This window comes from Allorhizobium sonneratiae (genome assembly GCF_023700755.1).
Lineage (GTDB): Bacteria > Pseudomonadota > Alphaproteobacteria > Rhizobiales > Rhizobiaceae > Allorhizobium > Allorhizobium sonneratiae.
In genome coordinates this window covers 422065-441191 of sequence record NZ_JAMKOJ010000002.1, presented here as the reverse complement: position 1 = coordinate 441191, position 19127 = coordinate 422065, and the positions used below count along the sequence as shown (strand labels likewise).

The window sequence follows — 19127 nt, the reverse complement described above, 5'->3', positions numbered from 1 at the left end:
CCATCTGCGTCTCTGGCGTTAGTTTCTTTGCAAAGGATCAATCATCGGGAGATCTTCATGCAAAACCGTGCCCTTGGCCGCAGCGGCCTTTCCATCGCGCCCGTTGTCTTTGGTGGCAATGTGTTTGGCTGGACGGCGGATGGGGCCACCTCGTTCCGTCTGCTCGATGCCTTTTTCGATGCCGGTTACAATGCCATCGACACGGCGGATGTCTATTCGCGCTGGGTGCCCGGCCATTCCGGCGGCGAATCGGAAACGGTGATCGGCAACTGGCTGAAGCGCGGTTCCGTCGCCCGCGACAAGATGGTGATCGTCACCAAGGTCGGTATGGATATGGGCAAGGGCAGGCCGGATCTCTCGGCAAAATGGATCATTGAGGAGGTGGAAAATTCCCTTCGCCGGCTCAAGACGGATTATATCGATCTCTACCTCTCCCACACTTTCGACCCTGAAACGCCGCATGAAGAAACGCTCGGTGCCTATGCCAAGCTGAAGGAGGCAGGAAAAATCCGCGCCCTCGGCTCCTCCAATTTCACCGCTGAGCAATTGCAGGCCTCTTTCGATGCTGCCAAGGCGAATGGCCTGCCCGCCTATGACGTGATCCAGCCGGAATATAATCTCTACACCCGCGAGAGGTTTGAAGGCGCGCTGGCCGACCTTTGCATTCGCGACAATATCGGCGTGATCAGCTATTATGCGCTGGCGGCCGGTTTCCTCTCCGGCAAATATCGCACAAAGGCTGATACCGAAGGCAAGGCGCGCAGCTACCGGGTGGGGGATTACCTCAACGACAAGGGCTTCAAGATCCTCGCAGCCCTTGAACAGGTGGCGAAAGAAGCCGGCACCACGCCCGCAACCATCGCCATTGCCTGGGTCGCAGCCCGTCCCGGCATTACCGCGCCGATCGCTTCCGCCACCAGCCTCAGCCAGTTGGAGAGCATGATCGAGGCGGGCAGGCTGACCCTGACGGAAGCCCAGATGAACGTGCTGAACGCGGTAGGAGAATGACCATGAAACATCGCAGTCTCGGCAGCCTCACCGTTTCCAGCCTCGGCTTGGGCTGCATGGGCATGAGCCATGCCTATGGCACACCTCTGGCAGAGCAGGATGCCTTCGCGCTGATCGACCGTGCGGTCGAGCTTGGCGTGACCTTTTTCGATACGGCGGAGGTCTATGGCCCCTTCACCAACGAGGTTCTGGTGGGCAAGGGGTTGAAAAAACACCGCGACAAGGTGGTGATTGCCACCAAATTCGGCTTCAGGATCGACCCGACGAAAACAGACCGCAACGCCATGAACGGCACCGACAGCCGCCCGGAACATGTGAAAGAGGTGGCCGAAGCCTCGCTGAAACGGCTGGGTGTGGAGGTGATCGATCTGTTTTACCAGCACCGGGTGGACCCGAACGTGCCGATTGAAGACACGGTGGGAGCCATGGCCGATCTGGTGAAGCAGGGCAAAGTGCGCGCCCTTGGCCTCTCGGAAGCCAGCGCCGAGACTTTACGCCGCGCCCATGCGGTGCATCCCATTGCCGCCATTCAAAGCGAATATTCGCTCTGGACCCGCGAGGTGGAAGAAAACGGCGTGCTGGACACCTGCCGCGAGTTGGGCATCGGCTTTGTGCCCTTCAGCCCCTTGGGCCGCGGTGCCCTAACAGGTGCCTTGAAAAACCTCGATGGCCTGTCTGAAAACGATTTCCGCCGCGCCCTGCCGCGTTTTCAAGCCGAGAATTTCGAGGCCAATCTGGCCCTGATCACCGCACTGGAAGAGATGGCAAAAGCGAAAAACACCACCGCCGCCCAACTGGCGCTGGCCTGGGTGCTGGCCCAAGGCGATTTCATCGTCCCCATTCCCGGCACCACCAAAATTGCCAATCTGGAAAAGAATGTTGCAGCAGCCGAGATTGGGTTGACGAAAGAGGAAGCGACCGCGCTTGGGGATTTGCTGTCACCGGCCAAGGTGGCGGGTGGACGATATCCTGAGGCTATGGCGAAGATGGCGGGGCGGAGAGATTGAACTGATATTCATGATCTTGGACTCAGGGCGAGAGCATCGTGCTTTCCCCCTGTCATTGGCGGCGAACCGCTCCCGAAATCTAATATTCCAGTGAAGAACCATAAAGCAGCGACGGGTCCGAAGATACATTTGCCCGCAGCCCCCGAACATCGCGAGCGGGAGGAGTGCCAAATAGGCGTGCGTATTCGCGGGTAAATTGCGATAGGCTTTCATAGCCAACAGCAAGCGCAACGGAAGCAACATCACCTGATTTGGCAAAGAGAATCCTGCGGGCCTCATAGAGCCTGAGATGCTTTTGATACTGGAGCGGCGACAGACCCGTGCTGGCTTTAAAACCACGGTGGAAAGCTGACGGGCTCATGTTTGCGACATCTGCTAGGTGCTCTATACGAAAGGCTGTCGCATAGTTGGTTCTAATCCAGACCAACGCATTTCTGATTTGGTCAAATCGGCTGTCGATGCTTGCGACTTGTCGCAAAACAGCGCCATGTGGGCTGCGCAGCAATCGGAACAGAATTTCACGCTCCAAAAGTGGGGCCATGACCGCAATCTCCTCCGGCTGCTCTAGCAGTTGCAACATCCTCAACCAGGCATCGGCAAGTTTATCACTTGCCTGATTGACACAGAAGCTTCGAGTGTCAGCGGATTTTATCGGGCCTGATACATCGCGCAACAGGTCGGCGACAACGGCACGATCAAAGGTCAGGCGCAGGGCAAGGTATGGAGCGGTTGCGCTCGCTTGGGTGATCTCTCCAATGACGGGAAGCTCGACAGACGCAATGAAGATATGTCCCGCAGTGTAGTTCAGAATATGTTTGCCAATGGTGAGACGTTTCTCCCCTTGCAGGATCAGGCTAACCAAAGGCTGATAGATTTCGGGGAAAAGCTCCGTCGGCTCAGAGACTTTGAGTATATCAAACCGCGGTATTTTGGTCCGAGTTAAAACGTTTCTTGCACGTTCCTCTACCAAAAGTCTCATGGTGTCGATTGTGTTGTTCATAACACTACCTCTCGCATGATCTGACGTTACAATCAACGCATGAGCAGGAATGTGCAAACAATCGACCGGATCGGGCACGCGATGCGATCAACAACGGCTTATGAGTGCTTCATCGGAATTTCTTCGTGCGCCACACCGTAGCGGGTCGCAACAAGCTGCCCATTGGCTTGCACCGGAGTACCGACAGATCAATGACCGCAATCGTGAGGTCATAGGGTATCCAAACAAAGGAACATGTCTAATGGAAATAAGAAACGCAGTTGTGGTCGTGACCGGCGCATCGTCAGGTATTGGCAGAGCGACAGCACGCGCAGCGGCACAATCAGGCGCGCGTGTGGTCTTACTGGCGCGCCGGAAAGACCACATAGAGGCGCTGGCAGGCGAGATGGAAGATGCACTTGCGGTGGTTTGCGATGTCACCCGCCCCGAACAGGTGAAACAAGCCGTGCAGGAAACGATAGAAAAATTTGGGCGCATCGACGTGTTGGTGAACAATGCGGGGCAAGGGCTGCATGCCACTATTGAGAACATCAGCATTGATGATTTTCGAGAGTTGCTTGATATTAACAGTGTGGCTCCACTTGTTATGATGCAGGCAGTCATCCCATACATGCGAAAGCAAGGTGCTGGAAGCATTGTCAATATCAGCTCGGGCGCAACGCTTGCCACATATCCAGGCTCAGCAGCATATACCAGTTCCAAATCTGCGCTTAACATGCTTTCAAGCGTCGCACGTCTGGAGCTTGCGGATGCGGGTATTGTCGTGTCCACACTGCACCCGTTCATCACTGCGACCGAGTTTTACGGTTCTGTAAAGTCAGGTTTGGAATCAGCAAGGGCACAGGAAGCTGATACCGTGTCGTTCGCGCACTCACCCAAATTGGTAGCAAACACAATACTTCGTCTGATCAGGAGTGGCGAAGCGCAAGCCGATCTTGTTCCGAAGGAATACGGGGGCAGTTTCGAAGGTTAAACTATTGTCTGGTTCAATATGAACCTGCCAATAGTTTAAGCTCTGAGTGTTACACCCATCGTCTTCTCAATATTTCAAAGACAATCGACCTCTTACCGTCAAGAACGCTCGCCTCCTCAAACATCCCTCACCCGCCCACGGTAAACCGAGGGCGTACACCCCGTTGCCTCCTTAAACACCCGGGTCATATGGCTTTGGCTGCTAAAGCCGCAGGCCGAGGCGATTTGGGCGATGGGGTCTTGGGTGTAAAGCAGGGTTTTGGCTTTGGCGAGGCGGCGGCGCAGGAGCCAGTCGGCGGGGGAGAGACCGCAACTGAGGAGGAACATGCGTTGCAGGTGGAAGGGGCTGAGACCTGCGATATCTGCCAGTGTTTGCAGGGTGATGGGCAGGTGCAGGTGGTTTTCGATATAATCAATCAGCCGGTTGCGCATCAAAGGGGAAAGCCCGCCCTTGATGGTGATATTTGCAGCGCCGCCATAGCGGGGGTGGACAAACAGCTGGGTGAGGGCGGTGGCGGTGGCCTGTTCGGCGGCCAGGCTATCGCCGTTTTGCACGGCACAGGCCAGCCCTCGCAAAGAGCGCTCCAAGGCCGGGGCATTGTCAAAGGTCACTTCGGGCATGACCATCAGGCGGCAATCCTGATCAAAGGTTTCGGTATAGGCCCGGCGCAATTCCTGATCTTGCAGGTAAAGATGCACAAACCGGAAGGTTTCGGTGATTTCCCATTCCGATGAGGCTCCCTGTGGCATCACGCAGAGCGCACCCGGCCAGCCGTTTTTGGCCGCGCCATCCACGCGGCGCGTGCCCGTGCCGCCCTCAAGATAGAGGCTGATGGTATGGCCGTCGGGTCTGGAATAGCTGACCCGGTCATTGGCATTGCTCCAGGTTGCCGCGGATTGGCCAAAGCCCAGATCGAGCGATGCCGAAATTTTGGCACAGGGCGAGGCTCTGAGCGAACTGAAAACGGAAAACTGCGCAATCGACATGGGTGTATCCTGGAGCCTGATTGTCAGTTTAACGCAGGCGCTATGCACCGCAATCTGAGAATGCAACGGATACGTATTTCACCGCAAGAATCTGCAAGAAGACATAGAGCATTCAGTTCTAACTCGCGGGCAGACATGCGAGGTTTCTATGATCAATATTCTGCTTTTTGCCTCTACCGTTTTGATCTGGGGCACCACCTGGATTGCCATTACCATGCAGGTTGGCCCTGTGCCGGTGCTGGTGTCGGTGTTTTATCGTTTTGCCACGGCGGGGATTATCATGCTGGTGGCGCTGGCGCTGATGGGCAAGCTCAAGCGCCCGGCCCTGAAACATCAGCCTTTCATTGTGGCGCAGGCGCTGTGTCTGTTTAGCTGCAATTTCATCTGCTTTTACAATGCATCCAGCTATGTGCATTCCGGGCTGATCTCGGTGATTTTTTCGCTGGCGACTATCTATAATGCCATCAATGGGCGGATTTTCTTTGGCGAGCGCGTCAAGCCACGCACCTTTGTGGCCGGGGCCATTGGCGTAACGGGTCTTTTGCTGCTGTTTGGGCCGGATATTCTGGGCAAATTCGATGCCCATAGCTGGAAGGGTTTGGGGTTGGCTGCCCTTGGCACGCTGTTTTTCTCGCTGGGCAATATGGTGTCGCGGCGCAACAGCGCAGCGGGCATTTCGCCCGTCACCGCCAATGCCTGGGGCATGGGCTATGGAGCGCTGTTTCTGCTGGTGCTGATTGGGATTACCGGCACGCCCATCGTGGCACCGCCGGATGCGCGTTATATTTCTGCCATGCTGTATCTGGCTGTGTTTGGCTCGGTGGTTGGTTTTACCACCTATCTGATGGCGGTGTCGCGCATCGGCTCGGCCAAAGCCGCTTATATGACTGTGCTGTTTCCCGTGGTGGCGCTCACACTGTCCACCCTCTATGAGGGCTATCAGTGGACGCCGATGGCCATGATTGGTCTATGCCTGACGCTGCTCGGAAATCTTGTGATGTTCGCGCCGTCTTTGCGGCGGGAGAGTGCGGCGGTGTTACCGGTCGCGAAAGCCTGATAGCTTGATAAGGCCCTCTTCCCACGGATGTGGGAAGAGGGATTTCTAGAGCATTTCAGTGTTTCACCGAAACACTGAAATGCTCTAACTCTTTGTTTCTACGCATTTCCGGACGGAAAACCGCTTCACACTTTTCCTGGAAATGCTCTCATGCTTACGCCCGCAAGGCACCGCCAGTGGTTTTTTCCACATTGCCGACGATCTTCTTGGTCAGTGCGTCAAAATCCTCATCGGTCAGGGTCTTGTCCGATGGCTGGATCAGCACTTCGATGGCAACCGATTTCTTGCCTTCGCCCAGCGAGGTGCCCTCGAACACGTCGAAGACGTTGACGCCGGTGATCAGCTTGCGGTCGGCGCTGGTGGCGGCCTTGATGATTGCGCCAGCTTCCACCTGCTTTTCCACCACAAAGGCGAAATCGCGCTTGACCATCTGGAAGGGCGAGAGATCAAGTGCCGGCTTGGTGCGGGTGGGTTTTTTCTTCGGCTCCTGCATGGCGTCGAGATAGATTTCAAAGCCGCAGAGCACACCGGAGACATCGAGGGCTGCCAGTGTTTTGGGGTGGAACTCGCCGAAAGTGCCAAGCACAACCTTTGGCCCCATCTTGATGGTGCCGGAGCGGCCCGGATGGTACCATTCCGGCCCACCCTGCTCGATCTGCACATTGCCCATCGGCAGGCCACAGGCTTCCAGCACGGCCAGCGCATCGGCCTTGGCGTCATAGACATCCACCGGCTTGCCGCCGCCCTTGGTGGCGTTCGACCACATGCGACCAGCCCCTGCCAGCGATGCCGTGCCACGGCGCACGCCGCCTGCGACGCGGCGCTGACCTTCCGGCGTATCGCCTTCATAGGTGCCGGAGACTTCAAAAATCGCCACATCGCCAAAGCCACGGTCGGCATTGCGCTGGGCTGCCGTCAAAAGGCCCGGCAGCAGCGAGGGGCGCATGTCCGACATATCAGCGGCAATCGGGTTGGCAAGCTTCAGCGCTGCACTGCCGCCGCCGAAGAGCTTGGCCTGATCTTCCGGAATGAACGACCAGGTGACGGCTTCCAGCATGCCGCGCGCGGCCAGCGCACGTTTGGCCGTGCGGGTGCGGATTTGCAGCGTGGTGAGAATCCGGCCATTGACGCTGCCGGTCGGCGGCAGCGGCTCGGGCTTGATCTTATCCACGCCGTGAATGCGCATGACCTCTTCAACAAGATCGGCCTTGCCATCCACATCCGGCCGCCAGGAGGGAACGGCAACCTTGACTACCTCGCCATCGCCCTCAACCTCAAAGCCAAGGCCGGTGAGGATGGTGCGGGCTTCCGTATTGGAGACCGTCAGACCCGTCAGGCGCTTCACCTCCGAGAAGGGGAAGCTGACCACCTTCTTCTCATGGCCCTTGTAACCGACCACTTTGGATGCCGCCGCCGTGCCGCCGCACATATCGACGATCAGTTGCGTGGTAAGATCCAGTCCGGGGATCATGTATTCGGGATCGACACCGCGCTCGAAACGGTAACGCGCATCGGTGATGATGCCGAGGCTGCGGCCGCTTTTCGCAATATTGATCGGGTCCCACAGGGCCGATTCCACCAGCACGTTGGTGGTGTTTTCATCGCAGCCGGAATGCTCGCCGCCCATGATGCCGCCAATGGATTCGACGCCATTGTCATCGGCAATAACGACCGTATTCGGCGTCAGCTTATAGGTGCGGGTATCGAGCGCGAGGATTTCCTCGCCATCCTTGGCGCGACGAACCATGAGCGCACCCTTAACCTTATCGGCATCAAACACATGCATGGGCCGACCTTGATCAAAGGTCATGTAATTGGTCACATCCACCAGCGCCGAAATGGGGCGCAGGCCGATGGCCTTGAGGCGCTGCTGCATCCATTTCGGGCTCGGGCCGTTTTTCACACCGCGCACAAGGCGATAGGCAAAGCCGGGGCAAAGGCGGGCGTCATCCAGCTCTATGCGCACCTCCTGCGCTGTCTCGCCTTCCACCGCGAAGGACGGAGCCTTCGGCGTTTTCAGCTTGCCGAGGCCGGAGGCGGCAAGATCGCGGGCAATGCCGTAAATGCTGGTGCAATCCGGACGGTTCGGCGTCAGGTTGATCTCGATAACCGGATCGTCCAGCCCGATATAGGTGGCAAACGAGGTGCCGACCGGCGCATCCTCCGGCAGGTCGATGATGCCGTTATGATCCTCGGAGATGTTCAGCTCTTTTTCAGAGCACATCATGCCATGGCTCTCGACGCCCCGGATCTTGCCGACCGACAGCGTCACATCGATGCCCGGAACATAGGTGCCGGGCCGCGCCAGGGCACCGACCAGACCCGCCCGCGCATTCGGTGCGCCGCAGACGATCTGCACTGGTTTGCCATCGCCAGCGTCAACGGTCAAAACCTTCAGCCGGTCGGCCTCCGGGTGCTTTTCGGCAGTGAGGATTTTGGCGATGCTGAAGGGCTTATAGGCCGCACGGTCATCGACATCCTCGACCTCGAGGCCAATGGCCGTCAGCCGTTCGCAGATTTCGTCCAGCGTAGCATCGGTGTCCAGATGATCCTTCAGCCAGGAGAGTGTGAATTTCATTTCTGTTTGTCCCTATACACACGCAGATGAAAATTTTCACCTACCGCACCCTTTAGACCTAACTCACGTCTAATACTTGATTTGAGGCCCTTCAAAAGCAAATCTACCGATACACCCTTACCACTGCTAAAATCCCTACAGACTTCTTCCGCTAGCTTTACCTCGTTTGAGTGACCTAAGAGAATGATGCTTGCGATTGCTCCTTCAATCCCATCGGAAATGGAGTTCATATCTCTATAAGAGGTATCGTTGGGTGGTATTACTGAAGCCTCGATTTTACGCCACGCATCAATAAGTGTTTGAATGCGCAAATCCGCTAATTTACGGCTCCGCTCACGCCGAGCTGTCAACAAGTGATTCACTAATGCAACGACACCACCACCAATGAGCGCGCTTAAAAGTGACATTATTAAAGGTGTAATCTGTTCTGTAGTCACTTCCCATCCGCCTTCACATACCCCGCCAACACATCATTGATCCGGCTTTGCCAGCCCGGTCCCATCTTGCGAAAATGTTCGACAATCTCGTGATCGAGCCGAAGCCCGATCCGTTCTTTCACCGGGGCTTTCTGCTGGCCCCGCTGGCCCCGGGCGCGTTCAAACATGGCTTTCAGTTCGGGCACCTCCGACACGGAGAGCGCGCTCTTTGCACTGGCTTCGGTCAGTTCGGCAACGTCTTCGCCATGGGCAATCTCGTAATCGTCCAACGAGATCAAGCCCTTGTCCACGTCCTCAAGCGTCGGAAGATGGCTCCGTTGCTTTCCTGCGTTCTTCGTAGATTTTTCTTTCGCGGTCATTGATTTTCCTCAGCGAAATAATCCGAATACGTCCGTTTCTGGGTGTCCAGCAAAAGCAGCATGGCACACCACGCAGAGAGCCATAGGAGTTGAAACGCGGTTCACCGTAATCCGCTCGCTCATCGCGAAGTGTTATCACACTGTCCGGCTCAAACCACTTGACGTCAGCAAAGTCCAGTCCACGCTGTTTCAGATTTCGCTGACGCTTTTCCTCGTCCCATTCCAGTTCCATATTTACCACATATATTTATTTGTGGCCACAAATAAATCAAACGCTCAAGCCGCCAAACAGCGTCGGCACGTCCAGCGGACGAAAACCGTAATGGCTCATCCAGCGCACATCGGCGTTGAAGAAGTCGCGCAGGTCCGGCATGCCGTATTTCAGCATGGCGATGCGGTCGAGACCCATGCCCCAGGCAAAGCCCTGATACTCATCGGGGTCGAGGCCGCCGGCACGCAGCACGTTGGGGTGGACCATGCCGCAGCCGAGGATTTCCATCCAGTCCGTGCCTTCGCCGAATTTGACGATCGGACCGGAGGAGCGGTCGCATTGGATATCCACTTCGAACGAAGGTTCGGTGAAGGGGAAGAAGGAGGGGCGGAAGCGCATGGTGACGCTATCGACCTCGAAGAAGGCCTTGCAGAATTCTTCCAGAATCCAGCGCAGATGGCCAACATTGGCGGTCTTGTCGATCACCAGACCTTCAACCTGATGGAACATCGGCGAATGGGTGGCGTCCGAGTCCTGCCGGTAGGTCTTGCCGGGAATGACGATGCGGATCGGCGGCTTCTGGACTTCCATGGTGCGCACCTGAACCGGCGATGTATGGGTGCGTAGCACTTTGCGCTCGCCGTTTTCGTCCGGCTGGAGGAAGAAGGTATCGTGCATTTCCCGCGCCGGGTGACCTTCCGGGAAGTTCAGTGCGGTGAAGTTATAATAATCGGTTTCGATATCTGGGCCTTCGGCAATGGAGAAGCCCATATCGGCGAAGATCGCAGTGATCTCGTCAATGATCTGGCTGATCGGGTGAATGCGACCGCGCTCGGCGGGGGAGGAACGCACCGGCAACGAGACATCCAGCGTTTCGGCAGCCAGACGCGCGGCAATTGCCGCATCTTTCAACGCCGTCTTCTTGGTGTTCAGCGCTTCGGTGATCTCGTTTTTCAGCGCGTTGATCGCCGCTCCCCGCGTCTGGCGTTCTTCCGGGCTCATCGCGCCCAGCGTTTTCAGAAGCTCGGAGACCGAGCCCTTCTTGCCCATGGCGGCGACGCGCACAGCTTCGATGGAGGCTTCGTCGCCCGCGCCGGCAATATCGGCCAGAAGTGCGCTTTTCAAACTGTCGAGATCGGACATCTTCCGTTTTCCTGCCCAAAAGACGGCCAGCCGTGGCCATGCCGTATGATCACAAAGAAAAACCCGCGCCAGCCCTGCCAGCGCGGGTTTCCCAATACCAAAATTCAGTCTGGGAAGCGCTGGTTAGTTAACCGCGCTTTCAAACTCGTTGGCCGTACCGGCTTCCTTGAGGTATTCGAGAGCCTTCTTGGAGGCTTCGACCAGCTTTGCAAAGGCAGCCGGCTCATGGATGGCCATGTCGGAGAGAACCTTGCGGTCCACTTCGATGCCAGCCTTGTTCAGACCGTCGATGAAACGGCCATAGGTCAGGCCGAATTCGCGGACGGCTGCATTGATACGCTGAATCCACAGGGCGCGGAAATTGCGCTTGTTGTTCTTGCGGTCGCGATAGGCAAACTGCTTGGAACGGTCAACCGCAGCCTTGGCGGCGCGAATGGTGTTCTTGCGGCGGCCGTAGAAACCCTTGGCCTGCTTCAGAACTTTTTTGTGCTTGGCGTGAGCGGTAACGCCGCGTTTTACGCGAGACATGTCATGATCTCCTTAAAATGATCCTGGGGCCGGGCTGTGGATTAGCCGTTCGGCAGGTAGTTCTTGATGACCTTCTTGCCGTCGGGTTCGGCGAGGATCATCGTGCCGCGTGCGTCGCGGATGAACTTGTTGGACCGCTTGATCATGCCATGGCGTTTGCCAGCGGCAGCTGCAACGACCTTACCGGTCGCCGTCACCTTGAACCGCTTCTTGGCGGCCGATTTCGTCTTCATCTTGGGCATTTTGCTACTCCATTGTTTTTTAATCGAGGTCCGTTGACGAGACGGCCTCAAGCATAGAAACGGCCACGGCATGCCCTGCCGGACCGTTCGGACGCGCGCTTATAACCGCGAGCGGGTCAAAGCGCAACCGGATTCGCCGTGAAAGGATAAAATCCTGCCGCATAATCTCAAACCGGCTGTGGCGGAATGCGCCGCCCGCCCTTTAGCGGAAAGGAAAGCCGCACCAGAAGCCCTCCGATCGGGCTGTCATTGAGGAGAAGAGAGCCGCCATAGGCGGTGACGATATCCGAGCAGATGGCAAGGCCAAGACCGGAACCGCCCTGTTCGCTTTCGAGAAACTGGCCACGGCGCAGCACCTGTTGGCGATTTTCCTCCGGCACGCCCGGCCCGTCATCGCTGACGGTGATGATGACGTCGTCCTTCTCGCACCAGGCGGAGACGGCAATCAGGCTATGGGTCCATTTTACCGCATTGTCGAGAATATTGCCGAGCGCTTCGGCAAGATCGGCGGCGTCCGCCTCAAGAGACAAGCCGGGCGTGACGTTAACGGTCCAGTCGATATCCCGGCTGCGTGCGACGGGATCAAGCACATTGACCAGCTTTCGGATCAGGCTTTCGACATCGGTTGCCAGCATCTGCTCCACACCAAGCCGTGCCGCCTGCAATTGTCGGTCGGCGCGCTGACGCACAAGATCGATCTGGACGAAGGCCTCTTCACGCTGTCTGGCCGGAAGCGCCTCTACCAGTTGGGCCAGCACGGTCAGCGGTGTCTTCAGCCCATGGGCAAGATCGCTGGCGCGGCCGCGTGCCTTTTCCAGAGCCTTTTCCCGTTCCCGCAGCAGGAGATTAATCTCCTCGACCAGTGAGAGAACTTCGGTTGGAACGGAATCGTCCAGACGTTTGATCCTGCCATTTCTGACCTGGGCGACCTGTTCCTTGAGCTTGACGAAAGGCCTGAGGATTGCACTTGCCTGCAGCAGGGCGCCGATGAAGAGCAGCGTGGCGGCAATCATCATCACCAGCCGCGAACGCGCACGATGCTTGTCGAGGGGGGCGAGCAAATCGGCTTCGGGAAAGCCGGCATAAACAATGAAGGGATGGACAGTTTTGCCTTCCGTCAAAGACAGCTTGCTTTTGACCAGCAGAATACCATCCCCGCCGGGCCCCTCTAAGCGGATCAGGCCAAATGGTAGCTGAAGTGTTTTGTCATGGGCAGGGATCTCGACATCCCAGAGCGATCGTGAGCGAAAAATCCTTCCGTCATCGGTGATCACCTCCCAGTAACGTCCGCCGCTCATAGCGGTAAATTGCGGACCGGATGGTCGATCCGGCATTTCGAGCCTGCCGTTTTCAACCCGCATTCGCGAGGCGACCAGATCGGTAATCGTTGCCATTTCACCGCGATACTGCTGAACGATGTAATCGATGAACAGATGCCCGACAGCCATCCACAACAGCAGAAGGGCGATGCCGATGGTCAAGACGGAGGCGAGCGTCAGGCGAAAGCGCAAAGAGCGCAAGGTCAGCGGCGTGAGAGCGGGAAGAGAGGCAATGGACCGCTTCAGACGTGTAACGTCCTCTTTTCGCTTCAGCATTCTGTGTCCCGCCTTTGAGCATGGCTGCTGCATCATTCCTTAAACCGGAATCGGTTTAAGGAGAAAATGATGCAGCAAAGTTAAAGCGTTACAGCATCGTGCGTTTGATAAAACACACCTAAGATGCTATAACGCGCGTTTCGGCTTATCCGCCTCAGTCAACGTGCTGTAAGCCTTTGTTTTGTCGCGTGTCCGCTATCGTTTTATGGAGGACGATAAAACGCAACACGCTTTACAACGCCGTGCGCCCAATATGGCGCACAAAACTCGCCCTAACGCTTTTCATCTGCTGCTTCATTTTCATCTTAAATCCTACCTGATTTAAGGAATGATGCAGTAGCCTGTCACGCATCGTCGGGAATGTAATAGCCGAAACCGCGCCGTGTCGCGATCGCGTCGGGATCGGTCTTCTTGCGGATGCGCGCCACCATGGCTTCAACGGCATTTTTGGAGGCGTCGTCATCGCGTCCCTGGATCTGTGAGGCGATTTCATAGGCGGAAAAAACCCGCCCCTTGTTTTCAACAAGAAGCTGGATCAGGCGAAATTCCAGCGGGCTGACATCCAGGGATTGGCCGTCAAAACTGACGAGACGGCTGGTTTCGTCCACTTGAAACCGGCTGCTGGAGCGGATGGGCTGGCTGCGCTTTCCGGCACGACGCAGCAAGGCACGGAGCCGTGCCAGCAATTCTTCGGTGCGGAAGGGCTTTGGCAGGTAATCATCGGCACCGGCATCGAAACCATCCACCCGCTCCATCCAGGAACTGCGTGCCGTCAGAACCAGAACCGGCGTTTCGATATGATCGCGTCGCCAGCGGCGCAGGATTGACAAGCCGTCGAGACCCGGTAATCCCAGATCGAGAATGATGGCGGAAAAGCGCGGTTCTTCCCCCGCTTCGAGAACTTCCGGTCCGTCCTGCAGCGTTACCACCTCGTAGCCCTCGGCCTTCAAGGTATCGGCCACATGGCTACTGATGTTTGCATCGTCCTCTGCCAGTAAAATGCGCAAGTGTGTTTTCTTCCTTCAGCATCTGTCAATCGTCTGCTGCATCAACTCTTGAGCCTGGTGAGATTTCAGGCGGAAATCATGCAGAATATTTAAAGATTTACAGCGAAACCTTGCGTATCGCCTATGGTAACGGGATGTCGTTTTGCAGCACCCGATGCCTCGGCCTCGCATTCCATGTGTCAGTCTTTGTCAGCCCAGAAGATCTCCGGTTGTTGCGTTGATCCGAAATCTTTTAAGGGCACCGGAAGGCTCGCGGATGGTCATGTTATAAACGTCCTGGCCATGATCGGTCTTGATATCGATGCTGATTACGCGTGTTCCTTCGGGCAGGCCAAGATGGGAAATAACGTCTCTCAACGACATGTAGCGCCCGCTTTTCACGCCATCCAAGGCTTTCTGGTAATCGGAATTGGCAATGCCCTCGTCGAAATCTCCCTGCTGCTCCCAGTGGCTTGAGGAATGCGAGCGTCGGTTCTGAGGCACGCCAGGGGCGCTTCGGGGATCGGACGGGGATCTGTCATCAGGTGGGGACGAGCTTGATGGATGAAAGCCCTCCGCGTGTGGCGGCCCAGCAGGCGTGTTGAAGTCACTTGGGCCTGGATGGTCCGGTCTGTCGTCGTCCATGCCGCCGCGCGGAGAATCCGGACCGCCGCCGCCACAGCCGCCACAGCCTCCTCCACCCCCGCCATCAGACGGACCGTGGTCGCCCGGAAAAGCCAGGGCGGCAGACTGCAATGTCGGTACAACGCAAATAAGAAGAGCCAGAAACGATGCTAGGCAAAGACGACGAGACCGGGATTTGCTGTCTGTGTCATCCGCAAACACTTTTTTTGCCGGTGTGAGCGGCAACGACCCGAAACGCCCTTGGCCAAGGCCTGGGCCGGTATGTTTCTGGCATATCGTTTTAACCCATTGCCGCATGATCAACCTTGTGACGCGCCCCCGAACGGCATGTTTAAGGCTTTCAGCCAAAAACCGCAAAGGGGTTCTATCCTGACCACGTCCACCTTTGAAAAATGCAGCCTTTGCGTGTTTTGAACGGCGGCGTTCGGCCCTAACTATGGGGCCGTACCGCCGAAACGACAACTCCGTCGCGACGGCCGGTTGCGACGGAGTCATCAAAGGCTACATGCCTCTTTATCCATCCAGGGGCACAGAATGGATCGACCGAAAGGGACGTTGTGGGGACGTGGGGTTCCCTTTCGGACAGGCTTACTATGGCAAAGATGAGCTGACGGCACACTGATCGAGCTGTCAGGATTTTGTCAGAATGACGACAAGTGTTTTAAAAATTAAATCTATAGTTGTGTTTTGTCGTGAGTTCGACTGGACAGCATTCATGACATGACATGACATGACATGTCATGGAATGGCGTCTGCATAATTTAAAGTGCTAAAGCGTCCTTTGTGCGTGTTATAAAACGCACGGCGCTGTTGGCAAAAGGCAAAAAGCATGTTGCCGGATGTAATCCGGAAACATGATAGAGATGAAACGAAAGGCGTATTTTAAACCAAACAGCTGACGAAGGGCTGCTCTGCCGTGTGGAAACCGGCAGGGGCTTGTGCCGTTTATTTAGGAGCAAGAACCATCATCATCTGACGGCCTTCCAGCTTGGGCTCAGCCTCTACCTTGGCGATCTCAAGCGTGTCTTCCTTAACCTGCATCAGCAGCTTCATGCCCAGTTCCTGGTGCGCCATTTCGCGGCCACGGAACTTCAGCGTGACTTTCACCTTGTCGCCTTCTTCAAAGAAACGGCTCATCGCCTTCATCTTCACGCCATAATCATGCGTGTCGATGTTCGGGCGCATCTTGATTTCTTTGACTTCGACGATCTTCTGCTTCTTGCGTGCTTCAGCCGCTTTTTTCTGGTTCGCGTATTTCAGCTTGCCAAGGTCGAGGATCTTGCACACAGGCGGTTCGGCGTTGGGGGAGATTTCCACCAGATCAAGACCGGATTCTTCCGCAAGGCGGAGCGCCTGGTCTGTCGGCACGATGCCGAGATTCTGGCCTTCCTCATTAATCAACTGCACCCGTGGGATCCGGATTTCCCGGTTGGAGCGCGGCCCATCCTTCACGGGGGCATCGGCTTTGAACGGTCTGCGAATGGTCGTATTCTCCTAGAATGGTTTCGGGGGATGAAATAAGCGTGAAATCGTCTCTTGACAAGGGGAGAAAGACTATTCGCGCTCTGATCGTCATTGTAACAGGTTTTTTTTGAAAATCACCTGCTGCGGAGAGGGCGAATCTGTTTAATAGCGGTCGATTGACGCTTGATTGATGCAAAAGACGGTGATGCCCGGGCTTTGAAGAACGGAGATTATCATGACGGATGACCATGCTGAGGGGCGTGTCGAACGCTTGACTGTGGGAGAGGGTGAGGCCATGCGCGAGATTGCCTTCTGCCATCGTCCGCCATCGCGGTCTGAACTGCCAAGCCTGGTTTGGCTTGGCGGCTATCGTTCGGATATGGCTGGCACCAAGGCGCTGGAAATGGAAAAGCTGGCGGCGGAAACCGGGGCGGGTTCGCTGCGCTTCGATTACTCCGGCCATGGTCAATCCGGCGGTGCTTTTCGTGAGGGTACGATTTCGCGATGGCTGGAAGAGACCAGAGCGGTTCTTGCTCACACGGGCGTCTCGCGGATTGTGCTTGTCGGTTCATCGATGGGGGGCTGGATTGCGCTTCGTCTCATTCAGATATTGCGTCAGTCAATCGTTAGTGTCCAAGGTCTGGTGCTGATCGCACCGGCCCCCGATTTTACCTGCGAACTGATCGAGCCACAGTTGACGCAAGAGGCCCGGCAGACACTGGAGGAAAAGGGATATCTCGAGGAGACCTCGCTCTACAGCCCGGAACCGAATATCTTCACCCGGGCTCTGATTGAGGATGGTCGGGAAAACCGGGTTTTGCGCGGCATGATCGAAACCGGCTGCCCGGTGCATATTCTGCAGGGCATGGCCGATCCCGATGTGCCCTGGCGCCATGCGCTGAAACTGATCGAGCATTTGCCCGCTGATGATGTGGTGCTGACCCTGGTGCGGGATGGTGATCACCGCCTCTCGCGTCCTGAGGATATTGACCGTATGCGTGAGGCCATTCGCAGCATGATCCAGAATGCCTGAGATGGTCTGACGCCCGGTTTTCTCATGTGTCGGTCTGGGAAAATGAGACCTAATCTCCACACTCGTTAACAGAAATTAACCATAAGGCGCGATCAAGGCTGTTCCAGCCTGCGACAGAATTGACTCTGTTCCCAGAGTAATCTTAACTCTTTGTTAAGAATTTGTGGGACAGCCATGACCAAGACATTCATCTCCCGTTCGGCTTTTCTGGTCTGCTCTGCAGTGCTTGCCACCCTTCTTCTGTGTGTGGGGGCTGCCGGAGTGGAGGCCGCGCCGAAGGTGAGTGCTTCCATGGTCACGGGCGCCATCACCTCTCAGCCGATCGGGCATTATGAATTCTGTCAGCGCTACCGGGCCGAATGCGAGGTGCGCAGCAAGCCGGGACCGGCACGGCTGGTCACCGATCATGGCTGGGATGTGGTTCGTGAGGTCAATCTCAACGTCAATCACACCATCGAACCCATGACCGACATGCAGCTTTATGGTCGTGAGGAATGGTGGGAATATCCGACCTATGCCGGTGACTGCGAGGATTATGTGCTGTTGAAGCGCCGCCGTCTGTTGCAGGCCGGTTTTACCGAAGCCGATCTGCTGATCACGGTTGTGCGCAAGCCCGATGGCGAAGGTCACGCCGTTCTCACGCTCAGAACCTCCGAAGGCGATTTCATCCTCGACAATCTGACCGATGAGATCAAACCCTGGTATGAAACGCCCTATACCTATCTGAAGCGCCAGGCCACCTTTGATACCGGACGCTGGGTCACCATTGAAAACGGCCGTGATGTTCCGGTTGCCGCTCTGAAATAAAGCTGCCGTCAGGTATGTTTTCCCTGCGGCACGCTTTCATATCAGCCATTGCCGATCAAGATCCCCGCTGCCAGTACAAGTGAGCCGCCGAGCACCACCTGAAGTACGGCGCGGAAAAATGGCGTTTCCATATATTTATTCTGAATGAAGGCAATTGCCCACAATTCCAGAAAGACGATGATGGCCGCAGTGATCGTTGCTGTCCAGAAATGCGGGATGAGATAGGGCAGGGCATGGCCCAATCCGCCAAGTGCCGTCATGATGCCGCAGGCAAGGCCCCGCTTGATCGGCGACCCGCGCCCGGAAATCTTGCCATCGTCATGTGCGGCTTCGGTAAAGCCCATGGAGATGCCGGCGCCGACGGAGGCGGAAAGCCCGACGAGAAAGGTCTGCCAGGTCTGGCCGGTGGCGAAGGCGGCGGCAAAAATCGGCGCCAGCGTCGAGACGGAGCCGTCCATCAGCCCGGCAAGACCCGGCTGGACATAGGTGAGAACAAACTGGCGATGCGCCGTTTCGTCCTCATCCTTGCGAATGTCTTCAGGCCTGTGTTTCTCACCTAGCATGGCGGCAATGTCTTCGTGGCCCTGCTCGGCCATGGCAAGATCGCCCAGAAGCACACGGGTGCTGGCATCAGAGACCTGTTTTTGCGCCTCGAGATAAAAGCGATAGGCCGAGCGCTCCATCTCTTCGGCTTCCTGGCGGATCTGATCGAGGCTGAGATTGGCCTGAAGCCAGTCCGGACGGCGCTTGAGAAAGCCCTGCACATGCTCACGGCGGATCAGCGGAATATGCTCGCCAAAACGCTGGCGATGCATGTCGATCAGCATGTTGCGATGGGTATGCTCGACTTCTGCCATATCAGCAAACACTTTGGCTGATTGCGGATAATCCTGTTTCAGCCGGTCGGCATAGGCAAGATAGATGCGCGCATCGTCTTCTTCCGAAGAAATGGCGAGCGCCAGAATTTCCTGCTCGCTCAGACTGTCGAGACGGCGCAGGGGCGCAGAAAAAGAAAGGCGAAACATGATCGCAGTGCTCCAATTTAGAATTATTCTAATCTTAGAGTGA

The 19127-nt window shown here is 56.5% G+C and carries 20 protein-coding genes; 6 read left to right on the top strand and 14 right to left on the bottom strand.

Going from position 1 to position 19127, the window contains the following annotated elements; genetic code table 11:
- Positions 1-57: 57 nt before the first annotated feature.
- Positions 58-1008 carry an aldo/keto reductase gene (locus tag NAC44_RS05040; protein WP_250938475.1) on the top strand — a complete coding sequence of 317 codons (951 nt, stop codon included), beginning with the start codon at positions 58-60 and terminating at the stop codon, positions 1006-1008.
- Positions 1009-1010: 2 nt separating this feature from the next.
- Positions 1011-2015: an aldo/keto reductase gene (locus NAC44_RS05035; protein ID WP_250938473.1), complete on the top strand. Its 1005-nt coding sequence runs from the start codon at positions 1011-1013 to the stop codon at positions 2013-2015.
- A gap of 79 nt (positions 2016-2094) precedes the next feature.
- Here NAC44_RS05035 and NAC44_RS05030 read toward each other — a convergent pair whose 3' ends face one another.
- Positions 2095-3015, bottom strand: a complete 921-nt coding sequence (locus NAC44_RS05030; RefSeq protein ID WP_250938471.1) for an AraC family transcriptional regulator — start codon at positions 3013-3015, stop codon at positions 2095-2097.
- A gap of 268 nt (positions 3016-3283) precedes the next feature.
- Here NAC44_RS05030 and NAC44_RS05025 point away from each other — a divergent pair, with 268 nt between their 5' ends.
- A complete protein-coding gene (locus NAC44_RS05025; RefSeq protein ID WP_250938469.1) occupies positions 3284-3988 on the top strand; it encodes an SDR family oxidoreductase in 705 nt (234 codons plus the stop codon).
- Positions 3989-4104: 116 nt separating this feature from the next.
- Here NAC44_RS05025 and NAC44_RS05020 read toward each other — a convergent pair whose 3' ends face one another.
- Positions 4105-4974 carry a helix-turn-helix domain-containing protein gene (locus tag NAC44_RS05020; RefSeq protein ID WP_250938458.1) on the bottom strand — a complete coding sequence of 290 codons (870 nt, stop codon included), beginning with the start codon at positions 4972-4974 and terminating at the stop codon, positions 4105-4107.
- A 148-nt stretch (positions 4975-5122) separates the two neighbouring features.
- On the opposite strand from NAC44_RS05020, the gene NAC44_RS05015 reads away from it, so the two are divergent.
- On the top strand, positions 5123-6031 hold the full coding sequence (locus NAC44_RS05015) for a DMT family transporter (protein WP_250938456.1): 909 nt from the start codon (positions 5123-5125) through the stop codon (positions 6029-6031).
- A gap of 154 nt (positions 6032-6185) precedes the next feature.
- On the opposite strand, the gene pheT is transcribed toward NAC44_RS05015, so the two are convergent.
- The 11 genes from pheT to infC form a co-directional block, all read right to left on the bottom strand.
- On the bottom strand, positions 6186-8609 hold the full coding sequence (pheT, locus tag NAC44_RS05010) for a phenylalanine--tRNA ligase subunit beta (RefSeq protein ID WP_250938454.1): 2424 nt from the start codon (positions 8607-8609) through the stop codon (positions 6186-6188).
- Positions 8606-9046 carry a hypothetical protein gene (locus NAC44_RS05005; protein ID WP_250938453.1) on the bottom strand — a complete coding sequence of 147 codons (441 nt, stop codon included), beginning with the start codon at positions 9044-9046 and terminating at the stop codon, positions 8606-8608. Before NAC44_RS05005 ends, pheT begins: the two co-directional genes overlap by 4 nt.
- Positions 9043-9405 (bottom strand): BrnA antitoxin family protein, encoded by a 363-nt coding sequence (locus tag NAC44_RS05000; RefSeq protein WP_250938451.1) that lies wholly within the window; start codon positions 9403-9405, stop codon positions 9043-9045. The genes NAC44_RS05005 and NAC44_RS05000 overlap by 4 nt, the downstream gene beginning before the upstream one ends.
- On the bottom strand, positions 9341-9637 hold the full coding sequence (locus NAC44_RS21410) for a BrnT family toxin (RefSeq protein WP_420839874.1): 297 nt from the start codon (positions 9635-9637) through the stop codon (positions 9341-9343). The genes NAC44_RS05000 and NAC44_RS21410 overlap by 65 nt, the downstream gene beginning before the upstream one ends.
- 36 nt (positions 9638-9673) lie before the next feature.
- Positions 9674-10759, bottom strand: a complete 1086-nt coding sequence (pheS, locus tag NAC44_RS04995) for a phenylalanine--tRNA ligase subunit alpha (protein ID WP_250938449.1) — start codon at positions 10757-10759, stop codon at positions 9674-9676.
- A gap of 123 nt (positions 10760-10882) precedes the next feature.
- The gene (gene rplT, locus NAC44_RS04990) at positions 10883-11287 is read right to left on the bottom strand and encodes a 50S ribosomal protein L20 (protein ID WP_250938448.1); all 405 of its coding nucleotides are present in this window, start codon (positions 11285-11287) and stop codon (positions 10883-10885) included.
- A gap of 41 nt (positions 11288-11328) precedes the next feature.
- Positions 11329-11529 carry a 50S ribosomal protein L35 gene (gene rpmI / locus NAC44_RS04985; protein WP_250938446.1) on the bottom strand — a complete coding sequence of 67 codons (201 nt, stop codon included), beginning with the start codon at positions 11527-11529 and terminating at the stop codon, positions 11329-11331.
- Between the two features lie 167 nt (positions 11530-11696).
- Complete coding sequence (locus NAC44_RS04980; protein ID WP_250938444.1) at positions 11697-13124, bottom strand: ATP-binding protein; 1428 nt, start codon at positions 13122-13124, stop codon at positions 11697-11699.
- A gap of 344 nt (positions 13125-13468) precedes the next feature.
- Positions 13469-14131 carry a response regulator transcription factor gene (locus NAC44_RS04975; protein WP_250938442.1) on the bottom strand — a complete coding sequence of 221 codons (663 nt, stop codon included), beginning with the start codon at positions 14129-14131 and terminating at the stop codon, positions 13469-13471.
- Positions 14132-14320: 189 nt separating this feature from the next.
- Entirely contained in the window at positions 14321-14755 is a 435-nt protein-coding gene (locus tag NAC44_RS04970; RefSeq protein WP_250938440.1) for a PepSY domain-containing protein, read from the bottom strand.
- A 945-nt stretch (positions 14756-15700) separates the two neighbouring features.
- Positions 15701-16237, bottom strand: coding sequence for a translation initiation factor IF-3 (gene infC / locus NAC44_RS04965; protein ID WP_250938772.1), 537 nt, complete (start codon positions 16235-16237; stop codon positions 15701-15703).
- Positions 16238-16454: 217 nt separating this feature from the next.
- Here infC and NAC44_RS04960 point away from each other — a divergent pair, with 217 nt between their 5' ends.
- Together NAC44_RS04960 and NAC44_RS04955 are read left to right on the top strand one after the other, a co-directional pair.
- Positions 16455-17252 (top strand): alpha/beta hydrolase, encoded by a 798-nt coding sequence (locus NAC44_RS04960; RefSeq protein ID WP_420839873.1) that lies wholly within the window; start codon positions 16455-16457, stop codon positions 17250-17252.
- A gap of 174 nt (positions 17253-17426) precedes the next feature.
- Entirely contained in the window at positions 17427-18059 is a 633-nt protein-coding gene (locus NAC44_RS04955; protein ID WP_250938438.1) for a transglutaminase-like cysteine peptidase, read from the top strand.
- A 41-nt stretch (positions 18060-18100) separates the two neighbouring features.
- Here the strand turns inward: NAC44_RS04955 and mbfA are convergent, their stop codons facing one another.
- Positions 18101-19084 (bottom strand): iron exporter MbfA, encoded by a 984-nt coding sequence (gene mbfA, locus NAC44_RS04950; protein WP_250938428.1) that lies wholly within the window; start codon positions 19082-19084, stop codon positions 18101-18103.
- Positions 19085-19127 lie beyond the last annotated feature (43 nt).